Origin of the sequence: Shinella sp. BE166, assembly GCF_051201095.1 — a bacterium.
Lineage (GTDB): Bacteria > Pseudomonadota > Alphaproteobacteria > Rhizobiales > Rhizobiaceae > Shinella > Shinella lacus.
In genome coordinates, this window is record NZ_JBPEHL010000025.1 from 35,131 (window position 1) to 48,948 (window position 13,818).

Genomic DNA, 13,818 nt, shown 5'->3' on the forward strand with positions numbered 1-13,818 from the left:
CTCGTACGCTCCGGCGCCTGTCTCGCAGGCACCGGAGCACCGAACAAAGGAAGACGACCATGACCAGAATTCTTGAAAAACATCGTGTCGCAGCGCTCTTCGGCGTCGCCCTGCTGGTGCTGCCGATGGCTGCCTCCGGCCTTCTCGGCACGAAAACCGCGCAAGCTGCTGCACCGCAAAGCTTCGGCTCACCGCTCGCCGAGGGTTCCTTCGCCTCGGTCGTATCGGCCGACAAGCCAGCCGTCGTCACCATTACGACAACCCTCAATGCGGAAGATGCCAGTGCCGATGGCACCTCCACCTTCGGCGGCGGTTCGCCCTTCGACCAGCAGTTCCGCGACTTCTTCGGCCAGCGGCAGATGCCGCAGCCGCGGTCTGCCGAAAAGGCCCAGGCGCTCGGCTCCGGCTTCGTGCTGACGAGTGACGGTTACATCGTCACCAACAACCACGTCATCGACAAGGCGAACACCATCAAGGTAACGCTCGACGACGGCACGGAACTGTCGGCGAAGCTCATCGGTGCGGACCCGAAGTCGGACCTCGCCGTGTTGAAAATCGACAGCGACAAGCCGCTGGCCACGATTGGCTGGGGCGAATCGGATAACTTGCGCGCCGGCGATCCGATCCTCGCCATCGGCAACCCCTTCGGCATCGGCACGACGGTAACGGCCGGCATCGTCTCGGCCCGCGGCCGCGACCTGCACAGTGGACCTTATGACGATTTCATCCAGATCGATGCACCGATCAACCACGGCAATTCGGGCGGTCCGCTTGTCGGCGCCGACGGCAAGGTCGTCGGCATCAACACGGCGATTTATTCGCCGAATGGCGGCAGTGTGGGCGTCGGTTTCGCCATACCTTCCAACCAGGCGCAGGCGGTCGTCGCCAAGCTGATGAAGGACGGCTCGATCGAGCACGGCTTCATCGGTGTGCAGATTCAGCCCGTGACCGCCGACATCGCCGATGCAATCGGGCTTGCCAAACCGACGGGTGCACTGGTGGCGAAGGTCGATGACGGCACACCGGCCGGCAAAGCCGGTATCCGTTCCGGCGACATCATCACCGCGCTCGGAGGCAAGGCAGTGACCTCGCCGCGCGATCTCTCACGCATGGTTGCCGATCTCAACCCCGGCGCGAAGGAAAGCCTGACGGTCTGGCGCGATGGCGGCGACAAGGACCTTTCGATTACCATCGGCAACAATGAGGACGGCAGTGGGCAGATCATAGCCGATGCTGGCGGCAAATCGGGCAAGGCGGCACAACATGTGCCGACCATCGGCGTCCAGCTTGGTGACCTGACGGCGGACATGCGGCAATCGCTCGGCCTGCCGAAGGATGAAAACGGCGCGGTCGTCGAGGGTGTCAACCCAGACAAGCCCGCCGCCGACGCCGGCCTCCAGCCGGGCGACGTCATCCTTTCGGTGAATCAGAAGCCGGTTGGCTCGGCCGGTGAAGCCAAAACCGCAGTTTCTGAAGCGGGCAAGGCAGGCCGCAAGGCCGTCCTGCTTCTGGTACAGCGGCAGGACCAGCAAACCTTCGTGACGGTCCCCTTCGCCCAGGGTTGAGTGTTTCAGCCTTTCAACAGCCGTCCAGCGCTGCTGGGCGGCTGCTTTTTGACGGCATCTGTCGGCTAGTCACATTCCTGAGGCGAAATAGGTGCGAGAGCCGGCTCCCCTCGAGCGACTTACGTTATGCGCGGGAACGAAAAGTTAATTGCAGCGATTCTTGAGCAACTGTCGCGCCTGATAGGCGCGAACCGACATGAATACCGCCCAGAGGCGGCGGGCAGTGCTCTGTGATTTCGCTTTGTCTGTCGAACGCATCGTACTGTCCTCGCTTTCCGGCGTGAATCTACAACCTGCCGTGTCAGCGACGCCGTGCAGATTGCGCATTGCAGCGTTGCAGCTTGCTCGACGCTTGGCGGAACGGAAGGTAGATGATTTAAGAAAGCGAACCTTATGCGGACAATCCCTGATGCACATCCCCATCAAGCCGATTTTTGTCTTCCATACAGCGGCTCGCGCGGGCAGCATTTCGCGCGCCGCTAAAGAGCTCAGCGTCACACCATCAGCCGTCAGTCAGCAAATCCAGGCGCTTGAACTGCAGCTCGGCGTCTCCCTATTGGCCAAGGCGGGTCGCGGCATTGTGCTGACAGAGGCCGGCGAACGCTATTTTTCGATGATAGCAGACCAGGTCGAGCACATCGCCGAGGCGACTGCGACCATCAAGGGTTTCCGCTCCGTCACCAGCCTCACCATTCGCGCGACGCCGACGCTTTCCAACAAATGGCTGCTTCCGAGGTTGGCCTCGTTTCTCGACCAGCAGCCCGACCTGGAAGTGCGCCTCGATGGCACGAACGAGCCGACTGATTTCAGCCAGGAGATCGTCGATATCGAGCTTCGCCACGGCGACGGGCGCTGGCCAGGCCTGTTTGTCGAGGGTGTGGTAGAAGAAGAGTTCATGCCGGTCTGCTCGCCGGGCTACGCCGCAGCCGATAGTCTTTCTCCGGAGGATTTGCCGAAGTTCCGCCTCATCCATTCCGCCAAGTCTCAGGCTCAATGGACGACATGGTTTCCTTTGGCGGGAGTGACATCCACAGACCGTTGGCAGCGCGTATTGTTCGACCGCAGCCATATGGCAATCGACGCCGCCGCACGCGGCATGGGCATTGCCTTGGAAAGCACGCTGATGATGGAGGAGGAACTCGCTTCCGGCCGCCTCGTTTGCCCCGTCGCGTCCTACCCGGCAATCCGGCTGGTGACCCAGTGGATCGTCTGCCCGTTCGATCATCTGCGGCGAAAGAAGGTGCGCACCTTCCTAGACTGGCTGCGTGAAGAACGGGATGCCTGGGCGGCAAGGCGCTGAGGATCAGCCGCCGGTCGAGGTCCGCCCATCGAGCTGGGCAAGCGCGAACACGACGATTTCATCGGGCGACATGCGGATATCGAGGTACACGACATCCTCGTCTTCTGCCGGTGGCTCCAAGGTCTGCAACTGGCTTTCGAGCAGCGAGGCACTGGCAAAATGATTCTGACGGTCGGCGAGCCGCTCGCCGATCAATTCCGGGGCGCCGGTGAGAAAGAGGATCGGGAACGCTCCGATCTTCGCGCGGAGGACGTCACGGTAGCTGCGCTTGAGGGCGGAGCAGGCAATGATGACGGGCCGGCCTTCCGCGCCAATCGCGGCTTCCGCCACAGCCGTCAGCCACGGCCAACGGTCGTTATCTGTGAGACCGATACCCTGGCGCATGCGTTCGACATTCTCGGGGCTATGATAAGCATCCGCTTCAACGAAGGTACCGCGAAGGGAGTTCACGAGACGGCTGGCGATCACGCTTTTTCCCGTGCCCGCAATGCCCATGACGAGAATGTAAGCCGCCTGCATCATTTCAGGGCGCAGACTTTGAACTGCCTTAGCCATCGTCAATACATTCCCAAAAGACGGATCGGGCCGAGAGTGAGGATCGGGAAGAGCACCAGCGCGAAAATGGCCAGCGTCAATACCGCCATCGGCGCCAGCGAGCCGCGGATGACATCCTCCACTTTCATGTTGGCCACCTGCGCCGCCGCAAAGAGGCAGACACCGATGGGCGGAGTCACGAGGCCGAGTGTCAGCGTCATGACGGTGACGATCAGGAAGTGGATCGGGTCGATACCCAGCGCCTGCACCGGCGGCATCAACACGGGGATAAGAATGAACATGGCGGGGATCGCCTCCATGAAGATGCCGATGATCAAAAGGAAAAAGAAGATGACAAGCATGCCTGTCAGCGGGCCGAGGCTCATGACCTGCATCAGCTCGGCCACCTTCTCCGGCAGGCCATCATAGGTGAAGATCCAGGCGGCAAGCTGCGAGGTGGCGGCGATGAAGAGGATGGTGCCGGAGATGCGCGCCGTCGAGATCAGGATTTCCGGAATCTCGCGGAGCGGAAGGGTCCGGTAGACCAGAAGGCCGAGGACCGCGACATAGACCACGGCGATTGCCGCCGCCTCGGTGGGCGTGAACAGACCGCTCGCAATACCGATGATGAGGATCAGCGGCGTCAGCATCGGCAGGATGGCGCGCAGGCCCGTCACCACCAAGAGGCGAAAATTGAAGGGCTTCGGCGGATTGTAGCCGTAGTAGACCGAATAGAAATGGTTGAAGACCAGGAAGGCGAAGGCGATGAACAGGCCCGGCACGAGACCGGCGACCAGCAGTGTGCCGATCGACACGTTGGCGATAGAGCCGGCGATGACAACGAGGATGGACGGTGGGATGATCGAGGAGAGCGTGGCGGTGCAGAGCGTCATGCCGACGGCATAACCCTTCGGAAAGCCGTGCCGCTCCATCGCCTTGATCTCGATGGCGCCAACGGAGGCAATGTCGGCGACGGAGGAGCCGGACACGCCTGAAAAGATCACCGACGAAATCACGTTGACATGGCCGAGACCACCCGGAAGCCAGCCGACGATCGCCTCGGCGAAGTCAAAAATGCGCTCGGCGACCCGGCCGCGCTCCATCACGGCCCCGACCAGAATGAAGAGCGGCACCGCCACCAGCAGGAACGAATTCATCGACGAGAACATCGTCTGTGACAGGAGATCCATCGGCATGGACGTGAACAGCCAGAGCGTAGCGATACCGGCGAGCGCTAGAGCTACCGCAAGCGGTATGCCGAGCATGCTCAGCCCGAAGAAGGAAAGGAGGAGAAAGAGCGACATGGGTCAATGTCCCGCTGATATGGAGATGTCGGCATGGGCACTTTCACCCGCCGGCAGGCCGAGTTCTGGAAGTGCGATGAGGTCGCGGCGGCGGCGCAGGGAATCGAAGATCGCCAGGATCGCGATCGCCGCGGAGACGGGCATCACCATGCCGATCACCCACATGGGAATGGGCAGCGTCGCGGCGGTCTCGTTCATCATGATCTGCTGACGCACCAGCGTCAGCCCGGTCCATCCCATCAAAGCAAAGAAAAGGACGGAAGACAGGACATAGATCGGCACGGCGAGATTCTGGAAGAGCCGGCGCGCAAGCACGAGGAAAATAACGACGCGAGCACTCTCGACGGTCCTGAAGCCGGCGGCGAGACCGAGAAACACCATCCAGATGAAAAGAAAGCGCGTCGCTTCCTCGGTCCACGGAAACGGGTGCCCGGCAAGACGGCCGACGACTTGGATCAGCACGACGACCAGGATGCCGGCGCACGCAGCACCGGCGGCGACATCGGCGATGATCTTCACGAAGGTGCCGAGCGGGGAGCGCAGGGGAGCACGCATGGAAATACCTTTCCGCGGGAGTGAAACAGAAGCCTGGGCCGACACCTGTCCCAAGACAAGGTGTCGGCCCAAACGTCAGTTCGTCTTGGCGAAAGACTGGGTGCGATCGAAGAAGGACTGGTCCTTCACGAGAGCGGCAAACGTCTCCGACAGCCCGGCTGCGACGTCAACGAACTCCTGACGCTGCTCTTCCGTCAGTTCGTTGACCTCCATGCCCTTTGCCTTGAGGGTCTCCAGCGACTTTGCGATATCCGCAGCGTCGTTCTCGGCCTTCCAGGCCTCGGTTTCCTTGGCAGCATCCTGCAACGCGGACTTGAAGGCATCACTCAAGCCTTCATAGCGTGCCGGGTTCATGCCCAGCACCCAAGCGTCGGCGATGTGGTTGCTGATCGTTGCGTATTTCTGCACTTCGAACAGGCGGGCGCTGACTGGAACGTTGATCGGATTCTCTTGCCCGTCGACCACCTTCAACTGCAACGCATTGTAGACTTCAGCGAAAGCCATTGGCGTCGGCGCAGCACCCATCGCGCCAAAGAACTCAACCCAGAGCGGATTGTTCGGCACGCGTAGCTTCATGCCCTTGAGGTCAGTCGGTGCGGTGATCGGAAGCTTCGAATTGGTAATCTGGCGCAGTGGTCGGGACCAGAGATCAAGACCGAGAATGCCGATATTGCTAAGATCGCCTTGGAGCTCCTTGCCGAGATCACTGTCAAGATAGGCGCGCAGCTGCTCAATGTCCCGGAACTGGTAGGGGATAGCGATTGCCGTGAACTTTGGATTGAAAGTTGCGTAAAGCGATGTGGAGTTCAAGAGCATATCCAGCGAACCACCCGCAAGCTGCTTGACGCCAGCCGATGGATCGCCGCCGTAGAGCGTGCCATTGGCAAATACCTTGATTGTCAGCTCGCCATTCGTCTTGGCAGAGACCAGCTCGGCGAATTTGTTGGCGGCAAGGGTGATTTCCGACGTATCGGCATCCGGTGTTGAAAGCGTCAGGGTTTCGGCCGCGGCGAACGAGGCCGAGAAGAGCGTTGCTGCCGCGACGAGGCCGCGAATGGTAAAGAGTTTCATGTCATTCCTCCCAAAGAATTTGATGTCAGGTACAAGCCGTCGGTTGCGCGGTATCGTTCATGCGCCGAAGTTCAAGAATGATGCCGCTATGATCCAGATCGCCATCGCCGTTGTCGACCATGGCCTGGTAGAGCCGGTCGACCTCCTCGCCGACCGGTAGCCTCAATCCCCGGCTATGTGCAAATGCCAGGGCCGTGGATGTATCCTTCACTTGGTATTTCGCCGAACCGCCCGGCTGGAAATCGCCCATGACCATTCTCAGGCCGTGTTGACGGAAGATGGTGGAATCGGCGAAACCACCGAGCAAGGCCTCGCGAACGCGGGCTGGATTTGCCCCGCCCCGTTCTACGAGTGTCAGAGCCTCGGCAACCGCACAGATTGTCGAAGCGACGATGAGCTGGTTGGCGAGTTTCGTCAGTGCGCCGCTGCCGGCAGGGCCGACGTGCGTAACCCGTCCGAGGCAGGCGAAGACGGCGGCAAGTGCCGCAACATCCGCCTCGACGCCCCCCGCCATGATGGCAAGCGTGCCATCCCGCGCGCCTTTCTCACCGCCGGAAACCGGGGCATCGCTATAGGTAAGGCCGCGACCGACCACCTGCTCGCCGATGTGCACCGCTGTTTCCACCGGAATGGAACTCATCACGACGAGCGCGGCGGCCGTTTTCATCGCGGCCACGACACCGCCGGCGCCCAAAAGCACGTCCTCGCAGACCGGGCCGGAGCTGAGCATGCAGATCACCACATCGGCGCCGGCGGCGGCCTCCGCCGCCGAGCCCGAGACGGCGATGCCGCGGGACGACAGCACATCGGCCTTGTCCCGCGTCCGGTTCCAGGCAGCCACCTGAAAACCCGCATCAGCCAGCCGGCCGGCCATGTGCCCGCCCATGATGCCCGTTCCGATAACGGCGATCCGTTTCACACTTTCGGCCATGGCACACCCTCTTCACGGATAGTGGCGGTGAAGGAAGCGGACAGGCCGCTCCTCCAGGATGAAGGATGGGAAGGCCGCCCGGAAACGCTTGAGATGTGGCGTTTGCAGATGGACATCGAACGCTGCGCGGCTGTCGTAGACTTCGTAGAAGACGACAGTGCCGTCTTCTCCTTGCGGCTGGGCGACGTCGAACTGGCGGCATCCCGGTTCATCCGCCAACGAATGCTGCGCATCGTCGCGCGCGGCCTCCAGAAAGTCCGCAAGCCTCTCCGGCCACACGCGAAACTCGGCAACAACGACGAAAGCTTCCATCTTCCCGTCCTCTTACCGCGCGATCAGGCTGCCGCTTCCTGGCCGGGGCGGAAGCGTGCTTCCATGTCCTGGCGCAGTGTGACGACATCGAGGTCGTTGACGATCTCGACATCATCAAAGCTGACGATCTGGTCCTTCTTGATCGGCCGCTTGAGCTTGACGTTATGAGCAAGGCCGATCGGCAGAGCCTTCAGGTCGAGGCTGCGCGTCGCCGGGATGGCGTTGGCCCAGACGGCGTACCCGCCCTCACCGTCCAGCATTTCGCCGGGCTGCATGTCCTTCTTGGCAGTCGCAACCGCGTCGCCGCGGAACTCCTTGGATGTGCCGGTCGGTTCATTGCGGAGCACTGCGGACAAAACGCTAATGGAAGTTTCGAGGCCAATGATGTGGAAGGGGCGCCACATGGAGGCATACCAGCCCGACGGATCGGTAAGGAGGCCATATTGCTTGAAGCAGGCGCGGGCATATTCGTCGTGCGCCTTGAAAGTCACGAAGACGCCGTAGCGGATATTGTTGAAGACCTCGCGGCCATCAGGCTCCTGGCTGGCCGCGATGTCGACGAGGCCGGACCGGGCCATGCGACCGCCGTCGCTCACCGGACGGAAAACGCGGGCGAGATCGTGGAGACCAGCGGGCGGAAACGCAAGACCATCATCCGGGCAATCGAGACCCGTGCCGTTTGCAACGGCGGCCATCTCGATTGCAGCCTTGGTGCCGTCCGTGAAGGAGTTGTAGAGCTTCGGGTTGAGATTGTCTGCGGCAACCTGTTCTTCAGTCCAGCCGAACAGTCCCCATACCGTGTCCGGCGTGGAATAACGGTAGCGCGGCTCGAAATTCATGCCCTTGCCGGCAGAGGTGACCTCGAAGCCGGTGGCGCGAGCCCAGTCGACAAGCTCGCAGATCAAGGCCGGCTGGTCGCCATAGGCCATGGAATAGATCACGCCGGCCGCGCGGGCCTTCTCCGCCAGAATCGGACCGACCATGACGTCGGCCTCGACATTGACCATCACAACATGCTTGCGGCTTTCGATAGCAGCAAGCGCATGGCGCGTACCGGCGATCGGATGGCCGGTTGCCTCGATGACGCATTCGATCTCGTCGCAGCCGTAGATCGCGTTGACGTCGTTGGTTACGAAGGTCTGGCCGGTTTTCAGCGCCTCGCCGCAGCTCCGTGCCTGGTAGCGCTCCTTGGTCCAGCCGACCCGCTCCATGGATTCGCGTGCCTTGGCGACGTCAAGGTCGGCGACGGCAACCATGTGCAAGCCGTCAATGCGCTGGGCCTGAGCAAGGACCATCGAACCGAACTTGCCGGCGCCGATCAGTGCCACACGAACGGGACGGCCCTCGGCCGCACGCAGGGAAAGAAGGGAATAAAGGTTCATCGACAGGGTCCTCAGCTTGGGGATGATTGTGAGGAGTGCCCCGCCGAAGTCCGCGCATCGTCGAGTGAACGGCAAAGCGCATGCGCTTCACCGGCCACAATCGTCGCAATGAGCTTGGTCTCCTCCGAGGAGGGCGAATTCGCCGCCACTCCCAGCCGCCTCCCGAGCAGCTTCGGAAGGAAGGTACGGCCGATAAGCGCTTAGCTCAATTTAGAAAGTCGAGCGAATTTGTTAGATTTTCTAAGCAATCCGATGCCGCATATGGTCAGTTCAAACGCGCCAAGCGCGCCGCCGCTTCGCCTGCCGGTGAAAATTCAGCCAGCGCTTCGCAGACGCAACTATGGACGAACCGACGCGGCAAGGGTGACGATAGCAACTTGCTGGCAGCGAGGACGCTCAATGAGATCCCGCCTGCACAAAGTGCCCCTTTGAGACCTCTTGGTACAAGCGCTTTGGCGGCTCGTAGCCGATGTGATGGATTGGGCTCCGAATCTCGTCGGTTGACACAGGCCGTTTGATGTTACGCCGCGACGGGTTCGGTACAGGGACTGCCGCCATCCGCTTTTGCGTATAGGCATGCTGCGGATTCTCGAACACGGCCTGGCGCGGACCAATCTCGACGATCTCAGCGAGATGCATAACTACCACCCGATGGCTCACCTTCTCCACCACGGCGACGGGGCATTCGCGTATCAGCACGTTTCAACGCCTTTGGTTTTATGCATCAGCGAAATGCAAGGGGTGCCGCGCTTTGTCGGTGCGGCACCCCGAGCCATTACTGCCGGCCCGCAGTTTCCTTCGCGATCCATTCTTGAAGCCAAGTAAAGGTCGCGTCGTCGAAGGCCACGGCGCCGCGCAGGATCCTGCCGGCTTGTGCGCCGAGCGCTTGCGGATAAGGACCGACGATCTCGTCGGACTTCTCGACGTTTTCCGGCTTGCGCAGGTCGACGAGCACCTCCTTCATCGCGGTATTATAGGCCTCCACGATTTCGCTCGGCGTGTCCGCTGGCAGCGCAAGTGCCTTCGAGGCCATGACATTGAGGTTAAAGACGGCTCTCCATGCCTCGAAGCCTGGTCCTTCCGGGTCCTTGCCGAACATCGAGCGATACACTTCGACAAAGGTCGGCAGGTCGGGGACCGTGGGATCACGCACGATCTTTCCGTTTTCGTCGGCAATGCCGAAGGCAAAGAGCGGCACGGCCTCGCCCGCCTCGATCAGCGGCTTGACCTGTGTCGGATAGGCTTGGGTCGAGTCGAAGTTGACGTTGAACTCGCCGCGCTCGAAAGCGGGCCGGGCATCGCCGCGGTTGATGCCGTAGATCGGCTTCAGGTCGAGATCCAGCAGATCCAGGCTCAGCAGCACGCGCATGTCGCCGCCCGAAGGGTTGTTCGCCCCCATAACCAGTTGCTTGCCCTTGAGAGACGCCATGTCTCCGAGCGTTTTCGGCCCAATATCCGGCCGAGCATAGACCACCGTGCCGGCGGGCGAACTGATGATCGGAATCCAGGTGTCGAGCTTGTAGCGAACCCGTTCATCCCGGAACACATAGTTTGACGTAACCGACGCCGCGACCGCAATGAGCGACAACCCATCCGGCTTGGCACGCTCCTGGAACTGGTTGCTGCCGGCAATCGCGCCAGCGCCTTCCACATTCGTGACGATGACCGTGGGGTTGCCGGGCAGCTTCGCCGAAAGAAAGGGGGCGAGATAGCGCGCATAAAGGTCGGTTCCCCCGCCAGCCTCGTAGGGCACGATGATCTCGACACGCTTTCCGCCGAAATCGGCTGACTGCGCATAGGCTGCACTCGCCCACATGGCCGCAGCCGCGACCATGAGTCGACCCAAACTCTTGATAGGTTTCATAAACTCCTCCCGTTTCATGATGTGAAATGTTGTTCCACAAATTTATCGTAGTTGGGTTGCGCACCGGGAGTCAAATCAATATGTTTCACACCATGGAATAGCATTTCAAGCGCTACACATAGCGTCGTCCGGGTTCTCCCGGTGTTCAAAAACGGGGGAATCATGAAAATCGAGCGGATCGAAATCATTGTCAGCGACCTGACCCAGCGCCTGCAGCGTATGCGTTCCACCGGCTCCTATGATACGGGACGCTCGGGCGACCTGCTCGGTAAGCCGGTTCTGGTGAAAATCTTTGCAGAAGGTGTTGTCGGCTACGGCCAGATCCGCCCGCTTTCGCCGCATCACTCGATACCCGACACCTATGCCAGCATCATTACCGCGATCCAGGAGGTGTACGGGCCTCACTTGATCGGCCGGTCGATTTTCGACGTGGAAGCGATCCACGCGATGTTCGACAATCGCGGCCCGCAGAACGTCAATGCCCGCGCCCTCATCGACCACGCCCTATACGACGCCATGGGCAAGGCGCTCGGCCAGCCGGTCTACAACCTGATCGGCGGTCTCTGTCAGGAGCTCATCCCGCTCGAATGGTCGATCAGCATGGCAAGCGACATTGCGCGCGTGGTCGAGGATGCACAGCGCGCGGTTTCGCAGTTCGGCATCACCGTACTATGTATGAAGGCCGGCCATCCGAACGGCTGGCGCGAGGACGTGCGAACCTTCCGCAAGATCCGCGAGGCGATCGGGCTCGACATCGTGCTCGGCATGGATCCCAATACCGGCTGGAGTTGTAGCGACACGTTCAGCGTCCTTGAGGCGCTGAAGGATTATCGCCTCGATTACCTCGAACAGCCAATCGACCGGCATGACCTGCGAGGCATGGCGGCGATCAGGGCCGCGGCAAGCGGCGTGCCGCTGATGGCGGACGAGGCCTGCGGGACGATCAAGGACGCGCATGCGATCATCGCTGCGGGCGCCGCCGATGTGCTGTGCATCAAGCTCTACAAGCATGGTGGCATCACGCCGGCCCGCAAGATTGCGGCACTCGCCGAAGCGGCAAACCTCAAGATCAATTGTGGGGGGCTTGCTGTTCTCTCACAGCTCGAGGCCGCCGCCGGCGCGCATTTCTATGCCAGCCGGCCCGCGCGGCAGGTCATGCCCGCCGGCGAGTTCATTTTCGGGCTCGGCGTCATGGGTCCGGATCCGATCGCTGCAGAAAACGACTTCCAGATCCGGGATGGTCACGTCCGCGCGCCGAACGGACCCGGCTTCGGCATCACCATCGACGAGACGGCGCTGGAGCGCCTGACGCTGCGGCGCGAGGTACTCGCATGAACACCATGTCAACGACGGTTATCGCCCGGCTCGGCGCGTGGCTGAGCTCACTGCGTTATGAGGATCTTCCGTCCGACGTCGTGGAGCACATGAAGCTGTGCCTGCTTGATGGCATCGGCTGCGGCCTCTTCGGCGCTCGCCAGCCCTGGGGGTCGATGGTGTCGGGACTCGCCTCGGAGCTCGGCGGCAGGCCCGGCGTAACACTCTTCGGGCGTGGCGAGACGGCGAGCCCGCCCAATGCGGCGCTCGCAAACGGCACGGCCATACATGGCTACGAGATCGATGACGTGCACGTCTCGTCCTCCCTGCACCCGGCAGCCGTCACCATTCCCGCAGCCCTGGCAGTGGCCGAAGCCGAAGGACGCAGCGGACGCGACCTGCTCCTGGCACTTGCGGCCGGCTATGAGATCGGTATACGCGTTGGCATCTGCGCCGGCGTCAGCCACTCGACCAGCGGCTTCCATGTCACTGGGACGGTCGGGACGTTCGCCGCGGCCGCGGCCGCCGCATCCTGTCTCAAGCTCGACGCGACTGCGAGCGCACATGCGATTGCGCTTGGCGCCACGCAGGCAAGCGGCCTCTATGCGGCGCGCAAGGGCGCGATGGCCAAACGCTTCCACGCCGGCCGCGCCGCCGAAAGCGGTGTTCTCGCCGCCCTCTTGGCCCGCAAGGGATTTACCGGCGCACTCAATGGGATCGAGGCGCAGTCCGGCGGTTTCATGAGCACGATGAAGGGACAGTTCGATCCCGAGACAATACTCGAAGGATTGGGGGAAAACTGGGAATGCCGACGTGTCGGCTTCAAGCTCTACGCGGCATGCGCAAGCGCACACACGACGATAGACGCGGTCAGGGAGCTGACAGCAGCAGGCCTTCGCGCCGATAACCTCCAGCACCTTACCATCAGCCTCAGCAAGAAGGGCGCCATGAATGTCGGCTGGCCCTACCAGCCGGTGGATATCGTCTCAGCGCAGATGAACGGATCTTTTGCCGCGGCGATTCAGCTGCTCGAAGGCGATGCCTTCGTGAAGCAGTACAGGCAGGATCGCCTCGCCGATCCCGACGTGCTCACGCTCATCGCGAAGATGGAATTCAGGCATGAGCCGGAGCTCGACGCCGGCGGCGCCGCGAACCGTCATCGCGTCACCGCCGTCGCACGCATGACGGACGGCCGGGTCCTCGAGACGGACGTGCCCCATCGCACGGGCAGCGCGGAACGCCCTGTCGGGCGGCAAAGGATTGAACAGAAGTTTTTCTCGCTCTGCGATGGCATCGTGCCACCCGCTCAAGCCCACGCGATCGCCTCCACGATTGCCACGATGGATGCCCAGGCCACCCTCCGTGAACTTGGCCGGCATCTCTCCGCTACCCATTAGCCTGAGCCGACTCGCGGGCTCCCTCACCGTCGTCATCCTCGGTTCAAGCCTCAGGGTGATGACGGTAAAGTCGATGCGTGCCCGTTCAGAGCGCCTTCTGCAACTCCGGCAGTGCCTCGAAGAGATCGGCGACGAGGCCATAGTCGGCGACCTGGAAGATCGGCGCCTCCTCGTCCTTGTTGATCGCCACGATGACCTTGGAGTCCTTCATGCCGGCCAGATGCTGGATGGCCCCGGAAATGCCGCAGGCGATGTAGAGCTGCGGCGCGACAACCTTGCCCGTCTGACC

At 61.8% G+C, this 13,818-nt stretch carries 13 protein-coding genes and 1 pseudogene; 4 read left to right on the plus strand and 10 right to left on the minus strand.

Annotated features, from left to right (window positions below):
• The first annotated feature begins 59 nt into the window (after positions 1-59).
• On the plus strand, positions 60-1,565 hold the full coding sequence (locus tag J2Y63_RS32515; protein ID WP_435269423.1) for a DegQ family serine endoprotease: 1,506 nt from the start codon (positions 60-62) through the stop codon (positions 1,563-1,565).
• A gap of 409 nt (positions 1,566-1,974) precedes the next feature.
• Entirely contained in the window at positions 1,975-2,865 is an 891-nt protein-coding gene (locus J2Y63_RS32520; RefSeq protein ID WP_256120103.1) for a LysR substrate-binding domain-containing protein, read from the plus strand.
• 3 nt (positions 2,866-2,868) lie between these two features.
• On the opposite strand, the gene J2Y63_RS32525 is transcribed toward J2Y63_RS32520, so the two are convergent.
• The 9 genes and pseudogenes from J2Y63_RS32525 to J2Y63_RS32565 form a co-directional block, all read right to left on the minus strand.
• Positions 2,869-3,420 carry a gluconokinase gene (locus J2Y63_RS32525; RefSeq protein WP_435269424.1) on the minus strand — a complete coding sequence of 184 codons (552 nt, stop codon included), beginning with the start codon at positions 3,418-3,420 and terminating at the stop codon, positions 2,869-2,871.
• 2 nt (positions 3,421-3,422) lie between these two features.
• Positions 3,423-4,703, minus strand: a complete 1,281-nt coding sequence (locus tag J2Y63_RS32530; protein ID WP_435269425.1) for a TRAP transporter large permease — start codon at positions 4,701-4,703, stop codon at positions 3,423-3,425.
• A gap of 3 nt (positions 4,704-4,706) precedes the next feature.
• The gene (locus tag J2Y63_RS32535; RefSeq protein WP_256120100.1) at positions 4,707-5,258 is read right to left on the minus strand and encodes a TRAP transporter small permease; all 552 of its coding nucleotides are present in this window, start codon (positions 5,256-5,258) and stop codon (positions 4,707-4,709) included.
• Positions 5,259-5,333: 75 nt separating this feature from the next.
• Positions 5,334-6,329: a DctP family TRAP transporter solute-binding subunit gene (locus J2Y63_RS32540; RefSeq protein ID WP_435269426.1), complete on the minus strand. Its 996-nt coding sequence runs from the start codon at positions 6,327-6,329 to the stop codon at positions 5,334-5,336.
• 25 nt (positions 6,330-6,354) lie between these two features.
• Complete coding sequence (locus tag J2Y63_RS32545; RefSeq protein ID WP_435269427.1) at positions 6,355-7,260, minus strand: NAD(P)-dependent oxidoreductase; 906 nt, start codon at positions 7,258-7,260, stop codon at positions 6,355-6,357.
• A 12-nt stretch (positions 7,261-7,272) separates the two neighbouring features.
• Positions 7,273-7,572 carry a putative quinol monooxygenase gene (locus tag J2Y63_RS32550; RefSeq protein ID WP_435269428.1) on the minus strand — a complete coding sequence of 100 codons (300 nt, stop codon included), beginning with the start codon at positions 7,570-7,572 and terminating at the stop codon, positions 7,273-7,275.
• Positions 7,573-7,595: 23 nt separating this feature from the next.
• Positions 7,596-8,954: an NAD(P)H-dependent oxidoreductase gene (locus J2Y63_RS32555; RefSeq protein WP_435269429.1), complete on the minus strand. Its 1,359-nt coding sequence runs from the start codon at positions 8,952-8,954 to the stop codon at positions 7,596-7,598.
• A gap of 396 nt (positions 8,955-9,350) precedes the next feature.
• A pseudogene (locus J2Y63_RS32560) lies at positions 9,351-9,632 on the minus strand (glutathione ABC transporter ATP-binding protein GsiA); the annotation flags it as partial.
• Positions 9,633-9,729: 97 nt separating this feature from the next.
• Positions 9,730-10,836, minus strand: a complete 1,107-nt coding sequence (locus J2Y63_RS32565) for a hypothetical protein (RefSeq protein ID WP_435269430.1) — start codon at positions 10,834-10,836, stop codon at positions 9,730-9,732.
• Positions 10,837-10,980: 144 nt separating this feature from the next.
• Here J2Y63_RS32565 and J2Y63_RS32570 point away from each other — a divergent pair, with 144 nt between their 5' ends.
• Entirely contained in the window at positions 10,981-12,153 is a 1,173-nt protein-coding gene (locus tag J2Y63_RS32570; RefSeq protein ID WP_435269431.1) for a mandelate racemase/muconate lactonizing enzyme family protein, read from the plus strand.
• A complete protein-coding gene (locus J2Y63_RS32575) occupies positions 12,150-13,529 on the plus strand; it encodes an MmgE/PrpD family protein (protein ID WP_435269432.1) in 1,380 nt (459 codons plus the stop codon). Before J2Y63_RS32570 ends, J2Y63_RS32575 begins: the two co-directional genes overlap by 4 nt.
• Before the next feature lie 85 nt (positions 13,530-13,614).
• Here J2Y63_RS32575 and J2Y63_RS32580 read toward each other — a convergent pair.
• The coding region (locus tag J2Y63_RS32580) for an electron transfer flavoprotein subunit alpha/FixB family protein (protein ID WP_435269433.1) at positions 13,615-13,818 on the minus strand (204 nt) is incomplete at its 5' end.